This window comes from Pandoraea sp. ISTKB (genome assembly GCF_001721285.1).
In the GTDB taxonomy this organism is placed as follows: Bacteria; Pseudomonadota; Gammaproteobacteria; order Burkholderiales; family Burkholderiaceae; genus Pandoraea; species Pandoraea capi.
This window is the reverse complement of the sequence record NZ_MAOS01000061.1, coordinates 111,873-135,314: the sequence shown is the minus strand read 5'-3', so window position 1 is coordinate 135,314 and position 23,442 is coordinate 111,873. Positions and strand designations below refer to the sequence as shown.

The following is a 23,442-nucleotide window of genomic DNA, read 5'->3' as shown; positions in this document are numbered from 1 at the left end:
GATAGCGTTCACCATACCGCAGAGTGCGGACTTAGGGTATACCCGCCACCCTATTTCCGCTATTGCGTGAACAGAATCGTGGCACCACCCAAAGCGTGCTGGGATCTGCATCCATCAGCGCACTTTGGGCATTTCTCCTGCATTTTTAGTGCGCTTGTTCCCAATTTTCGCCGACGCCGACTTCTGCGATGAGCGGCACCTTCAGCTTTGCCACCCCGCACATCAACTCCGGCAGACGCTTGCGAACCTCGGCCAACTCGTGATCCGGCACTTCGAGCACCAGTTCGTCGTGCACCTGCATGATCTGACGTGTCTGCAAACCACTATCGTCCAGCCAGCGCTGCACCGCAATCATGGAAAGCTTGATGAGGTCGGCTGCCGTGCCCTGCATCGGCGCATTGATGGCGGCACGCTCGGCAGCCTGACGACGCGGACCATTGCCACCGTTGATGTCCGGCAGCCACAGACGACGGCCGAACACCGTCTCGACGTAACCGCGCGCCTTGGCGCTCTTGCGCGTCTCGTCCATGTATCGCGCCACGCCCGGATAGCGCATGAAGTAGCGATCGATGTATTGCTTGGCGGCGTCGCGCTCGATCCCGAGGTTCGCTGCAAGCCCGAACGCGCTCATGCCGTAGATCAGACCGAAGTTGATGACCTTGGCATAGCGGCGCTGCTCGGAAGAGACTTCCAGCGGCGTGACTGCGAAAATCTCCGCGGCCGTCGCACGGTGAATGTCCTCGCCGTTCGCGAACGCCCGCAGCAGGCTTTCATCGCCCGAGATGTGGGCCATGATGCGCAACTCGATCTGCGAGTAGTCGGCGGACACGAGCTGGCTGCCCGGCGGCGCCACGAACGCTTCACGAATACGACGGCCTTCGGCGGTGCGCACGGGAATGTTCTGCAAGTTCGGATCGTTCGACGCGAGACGCCCGGTGATGGCGACCGCCTGCGCGTAGTTCGTATGCACGCGCCCCGTCGACGGATTGACCATCTTCGGCAACTTGTCGGTGTACGTCGACTTCAGCTTCGCGAGGCCGCGATACTCCAGCAACACCTTCGGCAGCGGGTAGTCCTCGGCAAGCTTTTGCAGCACTTCCTCGTCGGTCGACGGTGCACCGCTCGCCGTCTTCTTGACGACCGGCAGTTGCAGTTGCGTGAAGAAAATGTCGCCGATCTGCTTGGGCGAATTCAGATTGAACTGCTGTCCGGCCAACGCGTAGGCATCGGTCTCGAGCGTGATCAGCTTGCGGCCGATCTCATCGCTTTGCGCGGCCAGACGCGCCGTGTCGACCAGCACGCCGTTACGCTCCATGCGCTGAAGCACACGCGCCGTCGGCATTTCGATATCGCGATAGACGAATTCGAGCGTGGCTTCGCGCGCCACATCCGGATACAGCGCGCGGTGCAGACGCAATGTGATGTCGGCATCTTCCGCCGCATATTCGGTCGCACGGTCGACGCTCACTTCGTCGAAGCCGATCTGCTTCGCGCCCTTGCCGCACACGTCTTCGTACTTGACCGTGGTGACACCCAGATGCCGCGACGCCAGACTGTCCATGTCGTGACTGCGATGCGATTCGAGGACATACGACTGGAGCAGCGTGTCGTGGGCGATACCGCGCAACGTGATGCCGTAGTTCTCCAGCACGTGCGCGTCGTATTTCAGGTTCTGTCCGACCTTCTTGTGGTCGGGGCTTTCGAGCCAGTGCTTCAGGCGCGCGAGCACTTCGTCGCGCGGCAACTGCTCGACCTCACCCGGGGCACGATGTGCGACCGGAATGTAGGCTGCGCGTCCCGGTTCGCACGAGAACGACAAGCCCACGAGCTGCGCCTGCATCGCGTCGAGCGAGGTCGTCTCGGTGTCGAACGCCGTGAGTTCAGCCGCTTCGATGATCTTCATCCACGCATCGAACTGCTCCCACGTCAGCACCGCCTCGTACTGACGTTCGATGGTGTCGGCAGCCGGTGCGGGCGCCGGTTCGCCGGCTTGTGTCGCCACGGTGGCCTCGGCTTCGCGCAGCAACGTCTTGAAGCCGTGGCGCGAGAAGAAGTCGCGCAGAACTTCAGCGTCTTCCGGCTGCGTCTGAAGGCTGGCTTCGATGGACGTGACCTGTGGCGCGAGATCGCAATCGAGCGCTACCGTCACGAGCTTGCGGCCCATCGGTAGCCAGTCGAGCGCACGGCGTAGGTTCTCGCCGACGGCGCCTTTGATGTCCGCGGCATTCGCGACGAGATTATCGAGGTCGCCATATTGCGTGAGCCACTTGACGGCCGTCTTCGGGCCGCATTTCTCGACGCCAGGCACGTTGTCGACCGTATCGCCCACGAGCGTGAGGTAATCGACGATGCGCTCGGGCGGCACACCGAATTTCGCGGTGACGGCGGCGGCATCCAGTGTTTCGTTCGTCATTGTGTTGACGAGCGTCACGCGGTCGTTCACGAGCTGTGCGAGATCCTTGTCGCCGGTCGAGACGACCACGCGCATGCCTAGCTCTGCGGCGCGTTTCGCGAGTGTGCCGATGACGTCGTCCGCTTCCACGCCGTCGATCATCAACAGCGGCCAGCCCATCGCACGCACGGCTTCGTGAATCGGTTCGATCTGCGCGCGAAGGTCTTCCGGCATCGACGGACGATTCGCTTTGTACTCGGGATACCAGTCGTCGCGAAACGTCTTGCCCTTTGCATCGAAAACGCAAGCGCTGTACTCTGCATGAACGTCTTTACGCATGCGGCGCAGCATATTGACGATGCCGTGCAGCGCGCCCGTAGGTTCGCCGCCAGGGCCGCGCAAATCCGGCAGGGCGTGATAGGCTCGATAAAGATAACTCGAACCATCGACCAATAAGAGCGTCTTACCTTCCAGACTTTGCTGTTCCGACATATGACCAAGAGAAGAAAAGAGATACCGAGTCTGCGCATGTTGGCAGACCATGAACGCGCCACCGCCAAGAAGGCGCGGGCGTCGTGGCAGATGTTCACGATTATGGCAGAGTTCATCGAGGCGACCGAGTACCTGTCCGAGATCCGGCCTGCCGTGAGCATCTATGGAAGCGCGCGCATCAAACCCAAATCGCCGTTCTACAAACTGACGATGACCATTGCGCGCAAGTTCTCGGATAACGGCTTCGCCGTCATCTCGGGCGGCGGTCCGGGCATCATGGAAGCGGCCAACAAGGGCGCGCACGGCGGCGCGTCCCCGACCGTCGGCCTGAACATCGAGCTGCCGCACGAACAGAAGGGCAATCAGTGGCAGGACATTTCGCTGCGATTCCGTCACTTCTTCACGCGCAAAGTCACGTTCGTGAAGAATTCGGACGCCTTCGTCATCATGCCCGGCGGTTTCGGCACGCTCGACGAATTGTCTGAAGTCCTGACACTCATCCAGACACAGAAATCACGTCGCGTACCGGTGATTCTCGTGGGTTCGGAGTTCTGGAAGGGATTGCTCGACTGGGTGCGTTCGTCGATGCTGCCGATGGGTCTCATCAGCGAGAAGGACCTCGATCTCGTGCAGGTGATCGACGATCCGGACGAGATCCTCAAAGCGGTGTTCGCGTTCTACGACGGTCACATCGAACCCGAGACGGAAACCAGCGAGAAGATGTTCTATCTGTAATCGCACGGATCGCGCCCCTGCGGGCATCCATCCGCCAATGCAGAACGGCGCTGCGAGGCAATCGCAAGCGCCGTTTTTTGTGGGCAGACGGTACCGGCCTGCCGGTCAGTCGCTGACCTGAGGCATCAGCAGCCGCTTTCGCGCGGCGTGGTCTCGACTTCCAGACCGAAGAACGGACGCAGGCGCGTGCCGAACACGTTGCCGAAGAATGCCGCCACCAGCCACAGCCAACCGTGCAGGCTGCCCGAGATGATGCCGCTGAAGTACGCCCCGATATTGCAGCCGTACGCCAGACGTGCGCCGTAGCCGAGCAGCAAACCGCCCACGACGGCAGCGATCAGCGAGCGCACGGGAATCTTCCACACCGGCGCGAACTTGCCGGCGAGCGAGGCCGCCACGAGCGCGCCGAGGATGATGCCAAGATCCATGACCGTCGTCACGTCTTGCGTGACCGGCGCGTTGAGTACGTTGGCCTGTTTGGCCCAGTACGGCCACGACGCGACGTCAACGCCGAGTGCCATGAACGCCTTGGCGCCCCACAGCGCGAACGCCGACGTCACGCCCCACGGGCGACCGGCCAGCGCGAGCGTCGCATAGTTGAGCAGCACCAGTGCCAGCGCGCCCCAGAGCAACGGCCACGGACCGCGCAGCAGTGCGGGCGTGCCCTTCGCGCTGCGCGTCATCGGCACACCGACCACACGCCCATGCCGACGCTTCTCGGCCCACAGCGTGAACCCGGCGATCGCCGCGAACAACGCAAGGTTGGCGATCAGTGCGGGCCAAAGGCCCCATGCCTTCACCAGCGAAACCGGCTTGATGTGCGGCAGCGATTCCCACCACGGCAGATGCGCCGTCGCCACGACCGAGCCGACAATGAATGCCGCGAGCGTGACGATCATGCGCGTGTTGCCGCCGCCGGCGGTGTACAGCGTGCCGGAGGCACAGCCGCCGCCGAGCTGCATGCCGATACCGAAGATGAACGCACCGAACGCGACCGACACGCCGACCGGCGAGACCAGCCCGACGACCTTATTGCCGAACAACGTGCCTTCGGCCAACGCCGGAAAGAACAACGCGACGCCCACGGCCAGCATCACCATCTGCGCGCGCAATCCGGCGCCGCGACGATCGGCGATGAACACGCGCCACGCCGAGGTAAAGCCGAACGCCGCGTGATAAAGCGCCACGCCAAGCAGCGCGCCGACACCCGCCAGCGCGGCCTGCTTCGGCCCCACCGTCGCTTGCAGATAGACGATACCGATGACGATGAGCACCAGCGCCACGGTCAGGGGCCGGGCATTGTAGGAAGACGGGGAAGGCGGCGCGGTTTTGAGGGCGGCCGGGGCGGCGGAAGACGACATGACTTTCAGACTCCAGAATGCAGATGGGTGGCACCTGGCCACCCATTGAGACAACGTCGCAGAGTGCCAGAGGGCAGCATCGATGAAAACGACTGTTTCGTGATTTTTTTATAACCAAAAGAAATAAGAAGGCCGCAAGCTGCCACACCGGGCACCGACATTTCGGAATGAAGCGCTGTCACGAAACGTTCACAGCGGACTGACAATCGCCCCGCAGGCAAGGAACCACGCTGCATTCAACGCGATTCCACAATGCGAAGTGGAGCACGTTTGATAGAATGGACACATTGGAACCCACTGCGACGCCACGGCTTGCGCCTGTGCGTCGCAGATGCGTTCCCGCCCTCGGAGAATAATGATGAAAACGCGCTTTTCCCGTGCCCTGCCCCTGCTGATCGGTGCCGGCCTGCTGCTCGCCGGCCAGGCGTTCGCCCAGGACGGCAAGGAAACCGCCGCCCAGGCTGCCAAACGCGAAGCCGATGCCCGCGCCGCCGCGACCAGCACACAGTCGGTGGACGTCAATCAGGAACGCAAGCCGAGCTATTACGTCAACGACCAGGGCACCACCGTGACCGAGTACCGCGATCGCGGCAAGCCCACGGAGATCGATGTGCACTCCCGCTTCGGCACCAACTACCAGTTGACGACCCCGCCGGACAACGCGCCGCGCGCACGTGACAACACGTCGCAAAACGATCGTCTGCCGTCCGTCGGATTGAAGTTCTGACGACTCTGGTAATCTGACTCATTCGCGCGCCCTCGAAGTCGTACTGGCGGTATTAGCGGTATTGCGGCGCGCCAGCTTCCTGTTTGTCTCAAACCAGCGGCCCGCTGCACGCGCACGGGCCGTTTGTCTGAGTCTTATCCACTCAACGCACGCATGGCCGTTTTTACTTCCGTCTCGCCCGAGCAGCTTCAGCAGTGGCTGCAACGCTACGATTTGGGGAAAGTTCTCGACTTCCGGGGCATCAGCTCGGGCATCGAGAACACCAATTATTTCCTGACGACCGAGCGCGGCGAGTTCGTGCTGACGCTGTTCGAAAAGCTCACCGCCACGCAATTGCCGTTCTATCTGCAATTGATGGGGCATCTCGCGCATCACAGCGTACCGGTGCCGGATCCGATTCCGGATCGCTCCGGCGAGATTCTGGGCGAACTCAACGGCAAGCCTGCCACCATCGTCACCAAATTATCGGGGCGCTCGGAGCTTGCCCCCACGGCCGAACATTGCGCGCACGTCGGCGCCATGCTCGCGCGCATGCATCTGGCGGGCCGCGACTTCACGCTCGAACAGGCCAATCTGCGCAGCCTGCCGTGGTGGCGCGACGCCACGCCGGAGGTGCTGCCGTTCCTCAGCGACGCCGAGCGCCCCCTGCTGGAAAGCGAGATGGCGCATCAGGAAGCGTTTTTCGCGTCGAACGATTACCGGGCGATGCAGGCCGGCCCATGCCATTGCGATCTGTTCCGTGACAACGTGCTGTTCGATACGACGGCAGACGGCTCACCCCAGTTGGGCGGCTTCTTCGACTTCTACTTCGCCGGTTGCGACAAGTGGTTGTTCGATCTCGCCGTGACGGTCAACGACTGGTGCTGCGACCTGGCGACCGGCACGCTGGACGACGCCCGGGTGCACGCGATGCTGCGCGCTTACGAAACCGTGCGTCCGCTCACGGACATCGAGGCGTCTCACTGGCGCGACATGCTGCGTGCAGGCGCGCTGCGGTTCTGGGTGTCGCGCCTGTATGATTTCCATTTGCCGCGGGCGGCGGAAATGCTCAAGCCGCACGATCCGGGGCATTTCGAACGAATCCTGCGCAAACGCATCGAAGCCGTTTCCATTCCCTGGCTGTAACCCGACGCCCAATCGGAGTCATTCGAACCCTATGCAATTGCTTGAAGTCCCGCCGAAGAGTGGTTATGTGTGGCTGCGCCAGGGTATCTGGCTATTCCGCAAGAACCCGCTCGCCATCATGAGCCTGCTGTTCGCCTACCTGTTCGGCACGTTGGTGATCTCTTTCGTGCCGGTCATCGGCGGGCTCATCTCGCTGGTGCTCGTGCCGGGCCTGTCCGTGGGGTTCATGGCCGCGTGTCGCGACATCATCAAGAACAAGCAGGTATTGCCGCAGGTCCTGCTCGACGGGTTTCGCGGCCACGGCAAGGAAATCGCGCGCCGACTGCTGATTCTCGGCGGTTACTACATGGCGGCGACGGTCGTCGCGTACCTGATCTCGTCGCTCTTCAACGGTAGCGATCTGATCAACAAGTTGCTGTTCGACGGCAACATGAATCGCGACGACGTCATGAACGGCACCGCGGGCATGGTAGCCGCCATGGCGTTCGCCATCGCCTACATTCCGGTCGCCATGCTGTTCTGGTTCGCCCCGGTGCTCGTGGCGTGGCACGACATTACGCCGGTTAAGGCCATCTTTTTCAGCTGGACGGCCTGCACGCGCAACTTCCGCGCGTTCGTGGTCTACGGCCTGTGCGTGATGCTGCTCGCGATGGTGTCGTCCATGATTCTGATGGTCATCATGGCGGTGCTGGGCGTTTTTCAATACGCGATGCTCGTGATCTGGCCGCTGTCCCTGCTGTTCGCCGCCATCGTGTACTGCTCGTTCTATGCGAGTTATCGCGGTTGCTTCGGTGTGCAGGAGATCGGCGCCATCGATCCGAACGTGGCGCCGCCCGAGGCGTAAGCCTTCGACTTCGAACGCGCAGCAAAAGCAAAGGGCACCCGAGGGTGCCCTTTTTCATGCCCTGCGCTGGCCAGATGCCGGCGGCATGCCATTCAGGCCGCCAGCGGACCGGTGCCCCGCGGCCGTCGTCACTCGATAGGCTGAAGCTTGGCGACGGCCAGCGCCAGCCACTTCTCGCCGTGACGACCGAACTTCACGTGCGCGCGGGCCTCGTCGCCCGCCCCTTCCAGTCCGATGATCTTGCCTTCGCCGAACTTGGTGTGGAACACGCCCTGTCCGAGTTTGAAGCCGGTCTCCGACGCCCGCGAACGATCCGCCAGCGCCTTCTCCGACTTCGTGGCGGCCCACTCGTCTTTCGGTGCGCTCGTTTGCGGTCGCGCAAACCAGTCGCGCCCCCACGCCGGGTCAGCCTGCCCCAGCCGTGCGCCGGGCTGGGCACGCGGCGTCAGGAACTTCAGCACTTCCTCGGGAATTTCATCGAAGAACCGCGAGCGCACGTTGTAGCGCGTCTGGCCATGCAGCATACGGCTCTGCGTGAACGACAAATACAGCCGCTCCTTCGCTCGCGTAATGGCCACGTACATCAGGCGTCGCTCCTCTTCGAGGCCATCGAGTTCCATCGCACTGTTTTCATGCGGGAACAGCCCTTCTTCCAGACCGGTGACGAACACGGCCGTGAATTCGAGGCCCTTGGCCGCGTGCACCGTCATCAGTTGCACGGCGTCCTGCCCTGCCTCGGCCTGATTGTCGCCGGCTTCGAGCGACGCATGCGACAGGAAGCCCGCCAGCGGCGTCATCTCGACCGGCGTATCGGCATCCACCACGCCATCGGGCGATGCCAGCACGTCGGGAGCGCCCGACAACGCAGGGCGCATGGCGATCAGGCGCGCCGGGGCGTCCAGCCCGTAGCCCTCCTCCGCGATGAACGCCGTGGCCGCATGCACCAGTTCCTGCAAGTTCTCGATGCGGTCCTGGCCTTCCTTCTCGGTCTGGTAATGCGTGATCAGGCCGCTCGCATCGATGACGTGCGTCACCACTTCCGGCAGCGTCAGGCGCTCGGTGTCGTGACGCATCTGCTCGATCATCCGGACGAAGGCCAGCAGGTTGGTGCCCGCCTTGCCCGTCATGTAAGGCACCGCAGCGTACATCGAACAGTTGTACAGACGCGCGGCGTCGGCCAGTTGCTCCAGCGAGCGAGCGCCGATCCCCCGCGTGGGGAAATTGACGACCCGCACGAACGCGGTGTCGTCGTTCGGATTCTCGATCAGACGCAGATAAGCCAGCGCATGCTTGACTTCCTGACGCTCGAAGAAGCGCAGACCGCCGTACACGCGATAGGCGATGCCCGCGCCGACGAGCGCATGCTCCATCACCCGCGACTGGGCGTTACTGCGATAGAGGATCGCCACGTCCTGACGCGACAGCCCTTGCGCGACCAGCGCCTTGATCTCCTCGACGAGCCAGCTCGCCTCCTGCAAATCGGTCGCCGCCTCGTACACCCGAATCGGCTCGCCGTGCCCGGCGTCCGTGCGCAGGTTCTTGCCCAGCCGCCGCGCGTTGTTGGAAATCAACGCGTTGGCAGCATCGAGGATGTTGCCGTGCGAGCGGTAGTTCTGCTCCAGCTTGATCAGATGACGAACGCGGAATTCGCGCTCGAAGTCAGCCATATTGCCGACGTTAGCACCACGAAACGCGTAGATGCTCTGATCGTCGTCACCAACGGCGAACACGGCGGCGTTCGTCCCGGCGAGCATCTTGAGCCATGCGTACTGGAGCTTGTTGGTGTCCTGGAACTCGTCGACGAGGATGTGACGGAAGCGCGACTGATAGTGCACACGCAGCGGTTCGTTATGCTTGAGCAGCTCGAAACAGCGTAGCAACAGTTCGGCGAAATCGACCACCCCCTCGCGCTGGCACTGCTCCTGATAGCTCGCATAAAGCTCGACGAACTTCTGGTTGAAGGCGTCGTTGGCCTCGACCTCGTGCGGCCGCAGGCCCTGTTCCTTGGCGTTATTGATGAAATACTGGAGATTCTTGGGCGGAAATTTCTCATCGTCGACATTCGCCGCCTTCATCATTCGCTTGATGGCGGACAACTGATCGGACTGATCCAGAATCTGAAAGCTCTGCGGCAGCCCGGCGTCGCGAAAATGTGCGCGCAGCATGCGGTTGCACAGCCCGTGGAAGGTGCCGATCCACATGGCGCGCGTGCTGATCGGCAGCATCGCGCTCAGGCGGGCCTGCATTTCCTTGGCAGCCTTGTTGGTAAAGGTCACCGCCAGAATGCCCGCCGGGCCGACGTGCGCTTGCTGGATCAGCCAGGCGATACGGGTCGTAAGCACGCGCGTCTTGCCGGAACCCGCGCCCGCGAGAATGAGGGCCGGCTCGTCGGGAAGCGTGACGGCGGCCAGTTGTTCGGGGTTCAGATTGGCGAGCAGATCGGGCATGTCGGGTACGAATTTCGAGTGAAGCCCGATTATAAATCCTGCGGCGACACGGAAATGGCACCGAATCTTTTATAATTCAAGGTTTCACGCATTACACGGTCCATTCAATCCATGAGCGACAGCGACAATACGCTTGCCAAGAGCTTCGAGCCGCAGGACGTCGAAGCCCACTGGGGCCCCGAATGGGAACGCCGCGGCTATGCCCGGCCGACTTTCGACGACGCCCGTGAAGATTTCAGCATCCAGTTGCCGCCGCCGAACGTTACCGGCACGCTGCACATGGGTCACGCGTTCAACCAGACGATCATGGATGGTCTGACGCGCTACCACCGCATGAAGGGCGCGAATACCCTCTGGGTACCGGGCACCGACCACGCCGGTATCGCCACGCAGATCGTCGTCGAGCGTCAACTGGACGCCAAGAAAGTCTCGCGCCACGATCTCGGCCGCGAGAAGTTCGTCGAGCGCGTCTGGGAGTGGAAGGAACAATCGGGCAGCACGATCACCGGCCAGATTCGCCGCCTCGGGGCTTCCATCGATTGGAGCCGCGAGTACTTCACGATGGACGAGAAGATGTCCAGCGCAGTGCGCGACGTGTTCGTCACGCTCTATGAGCAGGGCCTGATCTATCGCGGCAAGCGTCTCGTGAACTGGGAATCGACGCTGCTCACCGCTGTGTCCGATCTGGAAGTCGTCAGCGAGGAAGAAGAAGGCTCGCTGTGGCACATCCGCTACCCGCTCGCCGACGGTTCGGGCACGCTCACGGTTGCGACCACGCGTCCGGAGACGATGCTGGGCGACACCGCGCTGATGGTGCATCCGGAAGACGAGCGCTACAAGCATCTGATCGGCAAGACGGCCCGTTTGCCGCTGTGCGATCGTGAAATCCCGATCATTGCGGACGATTATGTCGACCGCGAATTCGGTACGGGCGTCGTGAAGGTCACGCCCGCACACGATTTCAACGACTACGCCGTCGGTCAGCGTCACAACCTGCCGCAGATCAACATTCTCACGCTCGACGCGAAGATCAACGACAACGCCCCGGAAAAGTACCGCGGCCTCGATCGTTTCGACGCGCGCAAGCAGATCGTCGCCGATCTGGACGCCCTCGGCCTGCTCGAATCGGTCAAGGCGCACAAGCTGATGGTGCCGCGCAGCGACCGCACCGGCACGGTCATCGAGCCGATGCTCACCGACCAGTGGTTCGTGGCGATGACCAAGCCCGCGCCCGAAGGCACGTTCCATCCGGGCAAGTCGATCACCGAAACCGCGCTCGACGTGGTGCGTAGCGGCGAGATCAAGTTCGTCCCCGAAAACTGGACGACGACGTACAACCAGTGGCTCGAGAACATTCAGGACTGGTGTATCTCCCGTCAGCTCTGGTGGGGCCATCAGATCCCGGCGTGGTACGACGAAAACGGCAACGTGTTCGTCGCCCACACGGAAGAGGAGGCCATCGAGAAGGCGCGTGCCGCCGGCTCGACCGGCGCGCTCAAGCGCGACGAAGACGTGCTCGACACGTGGTTCTCGTCGGCACTGGTGCCGTTCTCGTCGCTCGGCTGGCCGCAGCAGACGCCGGAACTGAAGCATTTCCTGCCGTCGTCGGTGCTGGTCACGGGCTTCGACATCATCTTCTTCTGGGTGGCGCGCATGGTCATGATGACCACGCACTTCACCGGCCAGGTGCCGTTCAAGACCGTGTATGTGCACGGGCTGGTGCGCGACGCCGAAGGCCAGAAGATGTCCAAGTCGAAGGGCAACACGCTCGATCCGATCGATATCGTCGACGGCGTGTCGCTCGACACGCTGCTCGCCAAGCGCACCACGGGGCTGATGAACCCGAAGCAGGCCGCGACCATCGAGAAGAAGACCCGCAAGGAATTCCCGGAGGGCATCGCGCCGTTCGGCACCGATGCGCTGCGCTTCACGTTCGCGTCGATGGCCACGCTCGGGCGCAACATCAACTTCGATCTGGCGCGCTGCGAAGGCTATCGCAACTTCTGCAACAAGCTGTGGAACGCCACGCGCTTCGTGCTGATGAACTGCGAAGGGCAAGATTGCGGGATGGCGCCGTGCGTGGGCGATTGCGGCCCCGAAGGTCAGCTCGACTTCTCGCGCGCCGATCGCTGGATCGTCTCGCTGCTCCAGCGCGTGGAAGCCGACGTGGCCAAGGGCTTTGCCGACTACCGTTTCGACAACATCGCCAGCACGATCTACAAGTTCGTGTGGGACGAGTACTGCGACTGGTACGTCGAACTGGCCAAGTGGCAGATCCAGAACGGCACGCCGGCGCAACAGCGCGCCACGCGCCGCACGCTGCTGCGCGTACTGGAAACGGTGCTGCGTCTGGCACACCCGATCATCCCGTTCATCACCGAAGCGCTGTGGCAGAAGGTGGCGCCGCTCGCCGGTCGCTATCCGGCCGACAAGGCCGCGGGCGAAGCCAGTATCATGGTGCAGCCGTATCCGGTCGCCGACATGAGCAAGATCGACGAAGGCGACGAAGCCTGGATGCAGCAGTTGAAAGCCGCCGTCGACGCCTGCCGCAATCTTCGCGGCGAAATGAACCTGTCGCCGGCCCAACGCGTGCCGCTGCTGGTGGCCGGCGACGTGCCGTTCCTGACGTCGATCGCCCCGTATCTGCAAACGCTGGCGAAGCTCTCCGAAGTTCAGGTGCTGGCCGACGAAGCCACGCTCGACGCACAGGCTGCGGGCGCACCGCTCGCCGTGGTGGGTGCGAACAAGCTGGCATTGAAGGTGGAAATCGACGTGGCCGCCGAACGCGAACGCCTCGGCAAGGAAGTGAAGCGCCTCGAAGGTGAGATCGCGAAATGCCACGGCAAGCTTTCCAACGAGAGCTTCGTGGCACGCGCGCCCGCCAATGTGGTGGAACTTGAGAAGCAACGATTGGTCGACTTTGAAGCGGTTCTCGGCAAATTGCAGGCACAGCTTGCCCGCCTGCCCGCCTGAGACGCTAAAAATTCATCAGGGAGATACCAATGAAAGCCGTTGTGACCAAAGCCGTGTTCCCCGTCGCGGGCCTCGGCACCCGGTTTCTGCCTGCGACCAAGGCGAGCCCGAAGGAAATGCTGCCGGTCGTGGACAAGCCGCTGATTCAGTACGCAGTGGAAGAAGCGGCGGCCGCCGGCATCACGGAGATGATCTTCGTTACGGGCCGCAACAAGCGCGCCATCGAAGATCACTTCGACACGGCCTTCGAACTCGAAGCGGAACTCGAGGCGAAGAACAAGCAGGCATTGCTCGACGTGGTGCATTCGATCAAGCCGCCGCACATCGATTGCTTCTATGTGCGCCAGCCGAAAGCGCTCGGTCTCGGACACGCCGTGCTGTGCGCCGAGAAGCTCGTCGGCGATGAACCGTTCGCGGTCATCCTCGCCGACGACTTGCTCGACGGTGAGCCGCCCGTGCTCAAGCAGATGGTCGATCTGTACAACCAGTATCACAGCTCGATCATTGGTGTGGAAGAGATCCCCAGGGAGCAAAGTCGCTCCTACGGGATCGTTGCCGGCAAGACTTGGGGTGAGACCGAGATCGTCAAGCTCGAACACATCGTCGAGAAGCCGGATCCGAAGGACGCACCGTCGAATCTGGGTGTCGTCGGTCGTTACGTGCTGCGCCCGCGCATTTTCGACTGCATTCGCCAGATCGATCCGGGTTCGGGCGGCGAGATTCAGCTCACCGACGCCATCCAGAAGCTCATGAAGGACGAAGCGGTGCTGGCTTATCGCTACAACGGCAAGCGCTTCGACTGCGGCAGCAAGCTGGGCTATCTGAAGGCAACGGTGGAATTTGCGCTGCGTCACCCGGAATTGAAAGACGCCTTCCGCAAGTATCTGCAAGACGACGTGAACGGCGGTCTGATCTAAGCCTCCATCGACACGCGTGCAATAAAAAACCGACGGTATATCCGTCGGTTTTTTTATGACTGCCGAATCGCGATGCGGGGATATCGATCGCGGCGTTCGGCGCGGATGCCGAAATGTAGCCGCGCGATCAGCGACGGCGCATCCAGAAGTGGAACGTCTTGCCCTCTTCGCGCGATTCGAGCAGTTCGTTGCCGGTCTGCTTGGCAAACGCACTGAAGTCGCGCCCGGAGCCCGGATCGGTGGCGATGATATGCAGCACTTCACCGCTCTGCATCTCCGCGAGCGCCTTCTTCGCACGCAGGATCGGCAGCGGACAATTCAGGCCGCTCGCGTCAACTTCTTTCTGAAATTCCATGCTCATGTCCCTCTCTTCGGTCTCGTTCGAATCGTTTGCCGGGTTCGCCGTGCAAACCGCGATTCTACCGTAGTCGTCGTGCGAGTCCGCACGCGCGCTGCGAATCCCACCTACCACGCATTACTCTGCGATCGACAGGCGCGCGGAATCAACGTATTCGATGGGTAAATTGCGTCGACGCAGCCATTCGGCCACCGCGTGCCCGGTGCCGGCTCGCCACGGACGCACCTGATGCGGCGCCACCAGCCGAAATTCCGCGAGTTCTTCCGAGAGGCGAATATCGCCGTCGCACACGGCGTGATAGGCGATGATCAGTTCGTTCTTGCGCATGAACTCGTAGACACCGAGCAGCGAAATCGCATCGGCTTCCAGGTTCGTTTCTTCCTTGATCTCACGACGAATACCGTCTTCCGGCGTTTCGTCACGCTCGAGAAAACCGGTGATGAGCGCGAACATACCCTCGGTCCATGCCGCGTTGCGTGCCAGCAGGATCTGTCCGCGATATTCGACGAGCCCCGCCACTACCGGCAGCGGATTATCCCAGTGGACGAAACCACATGCATTGTCGGGGCAGGCACGGCGAATACGCCCGGCCACGTCGCGTGAATCAAGGGCCGAGGCACAGCGGGGACAAAAGATGAGTTCGTTCATGATCGTTCTTCAGCGAATTCGAATATCTTAAATGAACTCATGACGCGCTGCACATTCGGTGAATTCCGAGACGTCTTCGGACCAAACCCACAAATGTCGGGGCGTATAATCGGCGAACGTCTTTCAATTTTCGCCCACGGCCCGTGTCCGATACTCCGCCGAACGCCACCTCTTCCGACGCTGCTCCGGACTCCCCGCCTTCGCCGTCTTCGTCAGCCCCCGCGCCTGCGGCCTCGCTGTCGACCCGCCTGACCCAACGCGGTGTGCGACGCTCCCGCCGGCTCTGGCACAACTACGGCGTATTCTGGCTCGGCGCGGTCCTCGTCGGACTCGTCTCCGTGGCGTACGCCAAACTGGTGGACTTCGGCTTCGAGCTCTTCCAGCGCATGCTCGCGCATGGCTTCTGGCTGCCGCTGATCGTCACCCCGCTCGGCGCCGCGCTGGCAATCTGGCTCACGCAAACGTTCTTCAAGGGCGCTGAGGGCAGCGGGATTCCGCAGGTGATTGCCACGCTTCAGGACTCGCGATTGTCGAAGTCGCTGCTGACGCTGCGCATCATGTTCGGCAAGATTGCGGTCTCGTTTCTCGGCATCCTTTGCGGCTTTACCATCGGACGCGAAGGTCCGACGGTACAGATCGGCGCCTCGCTCATGTACGCCATGCGTCGCGGCTATCGACGCAGCAGCGTTCACATCGAACGCCAACTGACGCTCGCCGGGGCGGCCGCCGGTCTGGCAGCGGCGTTCAACACACCACTCGCGGGTGTCGTTTTTGCCATCGAGGAACTGAGCCGCAGTTTCGTTGCACGCAACAGCGGCACGCTCATCACGGCAATCATCTTCTCCGGCGTCGTGGCGCTCGGCCTGCAAGGCAACTATCTGTACTTCGGCCAGATCAAGGCGATCAGCGACTTTCAGTGGACGCTGATCCCCGTGCTCATCGTGGCGAGCCTGCTCACTGGTGTAGCGGGGGGCGTATTCGGCTGGCTGATGCTCAACGTGCCGCGCTGGATGCCCAGGGCACTGGTCGACATGCGCCGCGCGCACCCGGTGCGCTTTGCGCTCGTATGCGGTCTTGCCATTGCGGTAATCGGCGTTGCCTCGGGCGGCACGACATTCGGCAGCGGTTATGCCGAAGCCCGTGGTCTGCTGGAATCGCATACCGCGCTCTCGCCGTTATACGCCGTGCTGAAGTTCGCCGCGCTGTGTGTGTCGTACCTGTCGGGGATTCCGGGCGGCATCTTCGCGCCGTCGCTGGCGATCGGTGCAGGCCTGGGCAACGTCATGGCACACGTGACATCAGTCGTGCCGCTACCCGCCATGGCTGCGCTGTGCATGGTCGGTTATCTGGCCGCCGTCACCCAATCGCCGATTACGTCGTTCGTGATCGTCATGGAGATGATCGATGGCCATCAGATGGTGATTCCGCTCATGGCCGTCGCACTGCTGTCGACGCAAGTCTCGCGCACCATTGCCCCGTCGTTCTATCACACGCTGGCGCACCGCTTTCTGACGCCGACCGTACCGGCGCCGCGACAGGCCTGAGCGGGCATCACTGCCGGCGTGCCATCCGATGTCGGCCGCCGGAAGTGAGGGTGACGCATTACCCCTTCGTGCTCAATGCGCGAATATCGGCGGCCAGACGCTCGACCGTGTCGACACGCGTATCCCATGCGCACATGAAGCGACAGCCGCCGGCACCGATGAACGTGTAAAAGCGCCAGCCCTTGGCCCGCAGCGCCTCGATCACATGCGCCGGGAGTTCGGCGAACACGCCGTTAGCCTGCGTCTCGAACATGATCGACACGCCGGGGATATCGCGAATACGGCTCGCGAGCAACTGTGCCATATCGTTCGCGTGACGCGCATGGCGCAGCCACGTATCGTTCTCCAGCATGCCGAGCCACGGTGCAGAGATGAAGCGCATCTTCGACGCCAACTGCCCCGCCTGCTTTACGCGGTATGCAAAATCCTCGGCCAGCGCCCGGTTGAAGAAGACGACGGCCTCGCCTACCGGCAGCCCGTTCTTCGTGCCGCCGAAGCACAGCACATCGACCCCGGCGCGCCACGTAACGTCGCCCGGATGACAGCCCAAGGTCGCCACCGCGTTGGCAAAACGCGCGCCATCCATGTGCACGCGCAGATTGCGACGCTTCGCCACCGCCGAAATCGCCTTGATCTCATCCACGCTGTAGACCGTACCGACTTCGGTCGCCTGCGTGAGCGTGACGACCTTCGGTTTCGGGAAGTGGATGTCGGAACGGCGATTGATGACGGACTCGACGGCGTCCGGCGTGAGCTTGCCGTTGTTCTCCCGCCCGCGTGCGGTCAGCAGCTTCGCGCCGTTGGAGAAGAACTCCGGACCGCCGCATTCGTCCGTTTCGACGTGCGCCAGTTCGTGGCAAATGACGGAGTGATACGACTGAGACAACGACGCCAGTGCGAGCGAATTTGCCGCCGTGCCATTGAAAACGAAGAAGACCTCGCAATCCGTGTCGAACAGTTGACGAATGCCGTCGCACACGCGCTGCGTCCAGGTATCGTCGCCGTAAGAGACCTCGTGACCGCTGGCGTTCGCTTCGACCAGATATCGCATGGCCTCCGGGCATATCCCGGCGTAATTGTCCGAGGCGAAGTGCTGAGGCGTTTGCGACGCGCCATCATCGGGTGCGGTGACGGCTGCGGGGTTGATGTGCGAAACGGACGGGGACGGAGCTTGCGACATGACGACCTCTTCAAAACGACGGGGACTCCACACGAGCCCCCGCCTCAGACTTTCCGGCAACCCGTGCCGGACTAACCGAATTCAGCGGACGGTAGACGACCGCCCCGCTCAGCGCGGATCCGACCAGAGCGTACCGCCCGTGGACCAGTTCTCCGGCTTGACGTCGGTAATGATGATGTCGACGGACTCCGGCGTGCAACCGATCGTCTCGACTGCCGCTTGCGTGACAGCTTTGACGAATGCGCGTTTTTGCTCGACGGTACGCCCCTCGAACATCTCGACGTGAAACGTTGGCATTGCGATCTATCTCCTTATCTCGTTCTTGGAATCGGGCTTCGGCCACGCTGCGCTCTGCGCATCCTGCACTCCCTGCGCGCCCTCCCTTTGACGTGGGTCGCAGCGGTGCCGCACGTTACGGATATCCGCCCCGGCATCAGGTGCGTCAATCGCGAAACGAGGGATCTATTCTATCGAGTTTGCGCAGCAGTGCGGGCCACTCCAGCACGCCCTCGATCGCACCCCCGTCTTCCAGTTGAATCGCCGTCTTGTCCTGCACCGCAGGGCTGGGCAGGTTCGGCGCAACGCCGCCGGCGAGCGCCTGCAACTGGATCTCGCACGCCTTGATGAGCGTCGCCATCAGCACGAACGCTTCGGCCACGGTGCGACCGAGCGTCAGGGTGCCATGATTGCGCAGTAACATGGCCGGGTGCGGGCCGAGCGAGGTCGTCAGCCGTTCCCCCTCGGACGGCGAGAACGCCAGTCCTTCGTAATCGTGATAGCCGATGCGCTCGTGAAAACGCAGCGCATGCTGCGAGATCGGCAGCAGGCCATGCGGCTGGATCGACACGGCAATGCCCGCCGTATTGTGCAGATGCATGACGCACACCGCATCCGCGCGGGCGGCGTGCACTGCCCCGTGCAGCGCGAAGCCTGTCACGTTGACCGGGTGCTCGCTCTCGCCCACGATCTCGCCGTTCATCGTGATCTTCACGAGGTTCGACGCGCTCACCTCATCGAACGAGAGGCCAAACGGGTTGATGAGAAAGTGCCCGGGCTCGCCGGGCACCATCGCCGAAATGTGGGTGTAGATCAGGTCGTCCCAGCCGTTCAGTGCGACGAGGCGATAGCAGGCTGCGAGATCGACGCGCATCCGGCGTTCCTCATCGCTCATCACGGTGGCGGCCTTTCGGCCGGCCTTCAGGGTAAAAGACATACGCAATTCTCTGGAAAGGTCCATGAGCCGATATCACGAACACGGCTTGCGAGCGATGTCAGCGCGATAGGTCCGGCTCGCTCACCTGCGCGGCTCGCGCGTTGGCGGTTCGGCGCAGGTCCCGACGCAGCTCGCCCGCGCCAGCTCGATTCAGGGCGCGCGTTCGAGCGACCGACGCCAGTCCCACACGAAGCCGACCGCGCCGAGCACCAGCACGCCGCTGGCGCACAGCAGCGCCGTTGTGAAACCGCCTGTCGCGGCCACGAGCGGCGCGGCGACCAGCGGACCGACGATCTGCCCGATACCGTAGGATGCCGTCACGAGTCCGATCAGGCCATTGGCATTGTCCCCACGCAAACGACGGCACTCCCGAACGGCATACACGGTAATCGCCGTGAACGGCAGTCCCACGAGCACGCTGCCAACGGCGAAACCCGCGACATTCGGAAACACGATGCCGATACCGACACCCAGCCCCTGCATGACATAACACACCGCCAGCAACAGACGGTTATCCCATGTCAGCGGCGCGCGTGCCCCGATGATGGCGCCCGGAATCACCATGAGCCCGAGCAGCGGAAAGAACAGATCGGGCCACGGCGAGCCCGGCAAAGCCTGCCGTGCGATCACCGGCAGAAAGGTCGCAGTGATGATGTAACCGAACCCGGCGAAGCTGTACAGGATCGTGACGGGAATCACACTCTCGCCGCTGCCGTGATTGATGGCGGGCGCAGGCGCTGATTTTCCGGCGTCGGCCGACTTGGCTGCATCCGACACGTTCGGCGCATCGGCAACGAACGTCCGCCAGATGAGCGCGAGCAACAGCAGCGCGAGAACACCACAGAGCAACCAGCCGCCGCGCGCAGGCCACCCAAGTGCTTCGTTCAGGCTTGCGAGCAGGCCCGTCACCACAATGCCGGCACCCGGTCCCGCGAACATCACGCCGCCCAGACTCGGCATGCGCAATTCGGCCAGCTTGCGAAAACCCCAGCCCGCCGAGAACACCATTGCCCATGCGCTCATCACGCCCGCCAGCGTACGCACGACCGCCCATACGGCAAACGATTCGAGCAGCCCCATCGCCAGCGTCAACGCGACGGTCGCGGCCAGCGCGAAACGGATGATGAGCGTCGGCGTGAAATGCAGCCACATGCACGAAAGGGCCCCGACGAAATACCCCGCATAGTTGAGCGACGCGAGCCAGCTACCGTGCTGAATGTCGGTGAGGTGCTCATGCAGCATGAGCGGCAACATCGGCGTGAAGGCGAAGCGGCCAATGCCCATGGCCACCGACAACGCGAGCATGCACGACAAGGCAATGCGCCACGCCGCCCGCTCTGGTGTGGGTTGGGGCAACGTCGAGGAAACCGGATCGGAACTGGCGAGTGTGGCTGACATGGCGATGGCTGGCCCGCAGGCGAATGAGAACAAACGAGAGCGAACGTCTGCCGCGCGAATGCTTCTTTGGATGTTTCCTGCATTTCTTCGTACGCGCGCAACGTATTGAATACTTTACATGCAAACCATTGCCGGATGCGATGGTTCCCCTGCGCGCCGCAGGGCATTGCCACGCGCTGCACGCAACATTGCAGTCCGGCACGCGCGCATCATTTCCAGAAACGAAACTGTACTGCCCGTCTGTCAGGCCACCTGACGCCGACACGGCCGTCACGGCGCGTCAACATCACGTCGACGGCCGGAAGCGAGACATAACTTGCGGGCGAAAATGCAAAACGCGCACCGAAGTGCGCGTTTTGCTTGTTCCTGCCCGATCGCTTCGGTGGGGCGACCTAACGTTCACGGCCGCCTCATCGAGTCACGCTCGAATCACCATCGAACGATCACAGCTTGCCGGCCACCCAGCCCTGCACGCCGGCGAGCGCCTGCGGCAGTTGCGACGGATCGGTACCGCCCGCCTGCGCCATGTCCGGACGACCGCCGCCCTTGCCGCCGACTTGCTGGGCAACGAAGTTGACCAGTTCGCCCGCCTTGACCTTGGACGTCGCATCGACCGTCACACCCGCGATCAGCGTGACCTTGCCGCCTTCGACCGCCGCCAGCACGATCGCCGCGCTCTTGAGCTTGTCCTTGAGCTTGTCCATCGTCTCGCGGAGCGTCTTGGCATCGGCGCCTTCGAGTTGCGCGGCCAGCACCTTCAGACCGCTCACGTCGACGGCCTTCTCGACCAGCTCGTCGCCCTGGCTCGATGCCAGCTTCGACTTGAGCGCCGCCAGTTCCTTCTCCAGCGACTTGACCTGCTCCTGCACCTGCGCGATACGCGGGCTAAGTTCGGCCGGCTGCGTCTTGAGTGCTGCGGCAGCTTCGTTGACCTGATCGTCGAGCGTCTGGACGAAGCGCACCGAGTTGTCGCCGGTGATCGCTTCCACGCGACGGATACCGGCGGCCACGCCACCTTCCATCACGATCTTGAACAGACCGATGTCGCCCGTGCGCGTGACGTGCGTACCGCCGCAGAGTTCGCGCGACGAACCGATGTCGAGCACGCGGACTTCATCGCCGTACTTCTCGCCGAACAGGGCCATGGCACCGCCCTTCACGGCGTCGTCGAACGACATCAGCGCAGCTTGCGTCGGCGCGTTGGCCAGCACTTCGGCGTTCACGATATCTTCCACGCGACGAATTTCGTCGGCGCTCATCGCGGCGTTGTGTGCGAAGTCGAAGCGCGTCTTGTCGGCGTCGACCAGCGAGCCTTTCTGCTGCACGTGAGCGCCGAGCACTTCGCGCAATGCCTTGTGCATCAGGTGAGTGGCCGAGTGGTTACGCACGGTGCGTGCGCGACGCACGGCATCGACCTGCGCCGTCACCGCCTCGCCCACCTTCAGTTCGCCCGATTCCAGCGAGCCGTAGTGACCGAAGACGTCAGCCTGAATCTTCTGCGTGTCCGACACGCCGAAACGTGCGCCGCCCGCAACGATCAACCCCTGATCGCCAACCTGACCGCCCGACTCGGCGTAGAACGGCGTGGTGTCGAGCACCACGATGCCCTGCTGGCCGGCGGACAGCTTGCCCACGCTCGTACCATCGACGTAGAGCGCCGTGACCTTCGCGCCTTCGAGCGCCAGCTTGTCGTAGCCTTCGAAGCGCGTCTTGTCGCCGGTGTATTCGAGGGCCGTCGCCATCTTGAACTTGCCGGCTGCACGGGCCTGCTCGCGCTGACGCGCCATCGCGGCGTCAAAGCCGGCTTCGTCGACCGTGATGCTGCGCTCGCGGCAAACGTCTGCCGTCAGATCGAGCGGGAAGCCATACGTATCGTGCAGCTTGAACGCGAGTTCGCCGTCGAGCGTGGTCACACCGCGCTTGGCCAGATCGGCCAGTGCGCCTTCGAGAATTTCCATGCCGTTCTCGATGGTCTCGCCGAAGCGCTCTTCTTCCTGCTTGAGCACGTCCGTCACGCGCTGTTGCGCCTGCGCCAGTTCCGGATAGGCCACGCCCATCTCGGCCACCAGATCCGGCACGAGCTTGTAGAAGAACGGCTTCTTGCAGCCGAGTTTGTAACCGTGACGGATGGCGCGGCGGATGATACGGCGCAGCACATAGCCGCGGCCTTCATTGCCCGGAATCACGCCGTCGACGATCAGGAACGAGCACGCACGGATGTGATCGGCGATCACCTTGAGCGAGTTCGCGGCCAGATCGGTCACGCCCGTCTCACGGCCAGCGGCCTTGATCAGGTGCTGGAACAGGTCGATCTCGTAGTTGCTGTGCACGTGTTGCAGCACGGCCGCAATACGCTCCAGTCCCATGCCGGTATCAACGCACGGCTTGGGCAGCGGCGTCATATTGCCCTGCTCGTCGCGGTTGAACTGCATGAACACGAGGTTCCAGATTTCGATGTAGCGGTCGCCGTCTTCTTCCGGCGATCCCGGCGGTCCACCCCACACGTCAGCGCCGTGGTCGAAGAAGATTTCCGAGCACGGGCCGCACGGGCCGGTGTCGGCCATCTGCCAGAAGTTGTCCGAGGCGTAGCGCGCACCCTTGTTGTCGCCGATACGGATGATGCGCTCGGTCGGCACGCCGACTTCCTTCGCCCAGATGTCGTAGGCCTCGTCGTCTTCCTGATAGACGGTGACCCAGAGCTTGTCCTTCGGCAGCTTGTAGACGGTCGTCAGCAGTTCCCACGCGTACTGAATGGCTTCGCGCTTGAAGTAGTCGCCGAACGAGAAGTTGCCCAGCATTTCGAAGAACGTGTGGTGACGGGCCGTGTAGCCGACGTTCTCGAGGTCGTTGTGCTTGCCGCCGGCGCGCACGCTGCGCTGTGCCGTGGTCGCACGCGTGTACGGGCGCGATTCCAGGCCAAGGAAGACGTCCTTGAACTGCACCATGCCGGAGTTCGTGAACAGCAGCGTGGGGTCATTGGACGGCACGAGGCTCGACGAGCGCACGATGGTGTGCCCCTTCGACTCGAAGAAGTTTAGGAATTTTTCCCGAATGTCTGCGACTTTCATAGGGTGCGTGGGAGCGTGGG

The 23,442-nt window shown here is 62.7% G+C and carries 16 protein-coding genes and 1 pseudogene; 7 read left to right on the top strand and 10 right to left on the bottom strand.

Annotation, left to right across the window (positions count from 1 at the left end):
- Positions 1-145: 145 nt before the first annotated feature.
- Positions 146-2,884, bottom strand: coding sequence for a DNA polymerase I (gene polA / locus A9762_RS22335; protein ID WP_069344175.1), 2,739 nt, complete (start codon positions 2,882-2,884; stop codon positions 146-148).
- Here polA and A9762_RS22330 point away from each other — a divergent pair, their 5' ends adjacent.
- Positions 2,885-3,619, top strand: coding sequence for a TIGR00730 family Rossman fold protein (locus A9762_RS22330; RefSeq protein WP_039397329.1), 735 nt, complete (start codon positions 2,885-2,887; stop codon positions 3,617-3,619). It abuts the gene before it with no gap.
- A gap of 125 nt (positions 3,620-3,744) precedes the next feature.
- Here the strand turns inward: A9762_RS22330 and A9762_RS22325 are convergent, their stop codons facing one another.
- Entirely contained in the window at positions 3,745-4,980 is a 1,236-nt protein-coding gene (locus tag A9762_RS22325) for a YeeE/YedE family protein (RefSeq protein ID WP_069344174.1), read from the bottom strand.
- A 358-nt stretch (positions 4,981-5,338) separates the two neighbouring features.
- Between A9762_RS22325 and A9762_RS22320 the strand changes: the two genes are divergently transcribed.
- The 3 genes from A9762_RS22320 (at position 5,339) to A9762_RS22310 (ending at position 7,676) form a co-directional block, all read left to right on the top strand.
- Positions 5,339-5,707, top strand: coding sequence for a hypothetical protein (locus tag A9762_RS22320; protein ID WP_069344173.1), 369 nt, complete (start codon positions 5,339-5,341; stop codon positions 5,705-5,707).
- 153 nt (positions 5,708-5,860) lie between these two features.
- Complete coding sequence (locus A9762_RS22315; RefSeq protein WP_069344172.1) at positions 5,861-6,832, top strand: homoserine kinase; 972 nt, start codon at positions 5,861-5,863, stop codon at positions 6,830-6,832.
- Positions 6,833-6,863: 31 nt separating this feature from the next.
- The gene (locus A9762_RS22310) at positions 6,864-7,676 is read left to right on the top strand and encodes a BPSS1780 family membrane protein (protein ID WP_069344171.1); all 813 of its coding nucleotides are present in this window, start codon (positions 6,864-6,866) and stop codon (positions 7,674-7,676) included.
- A gap of 128 nt (positions 7,677-7,804) precedes the next feature.
- On the opposite strand, the gene A9762_RS22305 is transcribed toward A9762_RS22310, so the two are convergent.
- Positions 7,805-10,123 carry a UvrD-helicase domain-containing protein gene (locus A9762_RS22305; protein ID WP_069344170.1) on the bottom strand — a complete coding sequence of 773 codons (2,319 nt, stop codon included), beginning with the start codon at positions 10,121-10,123 and terminating at the stop codon, positions 7,805-7,807.
- A gap of 111 nt (positions 10,124-10,234) precedes the next feature.
- On the opposite strand from A9762_RS22305, the gene A9762_RS22300 reads away from it, so the two are divergent.
- Both A9762_RS22300 and galU read left to right on the top strand, forming a co-directional pair.
- Positions 10,235-13,096, top strand: a complete 2,862-nt coding sequence (locus tag A9762_RS22300) for a valine--tRNA ligase (protein ID WP_069344169.1) — start codon at positions 10,235-10,237, stop codon at positions 13,094-13,096.
- 29 nt (positions 13,097-13,125) lie between these two features.
- Positions 13,126-14,013 (top strand): UTP--glucose-1-phosphate uridylyltransferase GalU, encoded by an 888-nt coding sequence (gene galU / locus A9762_RS22295; protein WP_069344168.1) that lies wholly within the window; start codon positions 13,126-13,128, stop codon positions 14,011-14,013.
- A 127-nt stretch (positions 14,014-14,140) separates the two neighbouring features.
- Here galU and A9762_RS22290 read toward each other — a convergent pair whose 3' ends face one another.
- Positions 14,141-14,368 (bottom strand): sulfurtransferase TusA family protein, encoded by a 228-nt coding sequence (locus A9762_RS22290; RefSeq protein ID WP_069344249.1) that lies wholly within the window; start codon positions 14,366-14,368, stop codon positions 14,141-14,143.
- Between the two features lie 120 nt (positions 14,369-14,488).
- The gene (locus A9762_RS22285; protein ID WP_069344167.1) at positions 14,489-15,019 is read right to left on the bottom strand and encodes an NUDIX domain-containing protein; all 531 of its coding nucleotides are present in this window, start codon (positions 15,017-15,019) and stop codon (positions 14,489-14,491) included.
- Positions 15,020-15,255: 236 nt separating this feature from the next.
- Between A9762_RS22285 and A9762_RS22280 the strand changes: the two are divergent.
- Positions 15,256-16,560, top strand: a pseudogene (locus tag A9762_RS22280) (chloride channel protein); the annotation flags it as partial.
- A gap of 61 nt (positions 16,561-16,621) precedes the next feature.
- On the opposite strand, the gene A9762_RS22275 reads toward A9762_RS22280, so the two are convergent.
- The 5 genes from A9762_RS22275 to alaS all read right to left on the bottom strand — a co-directional run bounded on the left by A9762_RS22275 (position 16,622) and on the right by alaS (position 23,422).
- On the bottom strand, positions 16,622-17,614 hold the full coding sequence (locus tag A9762_RS22275) for a low specificity L-threonine aldolase (protein ID WP_069344247.1): 993 nt from the start codon (positions 17,612-17,614) through the stop codon (positions 16,622-16,624).
- 237 nt (positions 17,615-17,851) lie between these two features.
- The gene (locus A9762_RS22270; RefSeq protein WP_069344166.1) at positions 17,852-18,040 is read right to left on the bottom strand and encodes a 4-oxalocrotonate tautomerase; all 189 of its coding nucleotides are present in this window, start codon (positions 18,038-18,040) and stop codon (positions 17,852-17,854) included.
- 145 nt (positions 18,041-18,185) lie between these two features.
- Positions 18,186-18,956, bottom strand: a complete 771-nt coding sequence (locus A9762_RS22265; protein WP_069344165.1) for a class II aldolase/adducin family protein — start codon at positions 18,954-18,956, stop codon at positions 18,186-18,188.
- A 150-nt stretch (positions 18,957-19,106) separates the two neighbouring features.
- Positions 19,107-20,354, bottom strand: a complete 1,248-nt coding sequence (locus A9762_RS22260) for a YbfB/YjiJ family MFS transporter (RefSeq protein WP_083254189.1) — start codon at positions 20,352-20,354, stop codon at positions 19,107-19,109.
- A gap of 443 nt (positions 20,355-20,797) precedes the next feature.
- Positions 20,798-23,422 carry an alanine--tRNA ligase gene (alaS, locus tag A9762_RS22255; protein ID WP_069344163.1) on the bottom strand — a complete coding sequence of 875 codons (2,625 nt, stop codon included), beginning with the start codon at positions 23,420-23,422 and terminating at the stop codon, positions 20,798-20,800.
- Between the last annotated feature and the right edge of the window lie 20 nt (positions 23,423-23,442).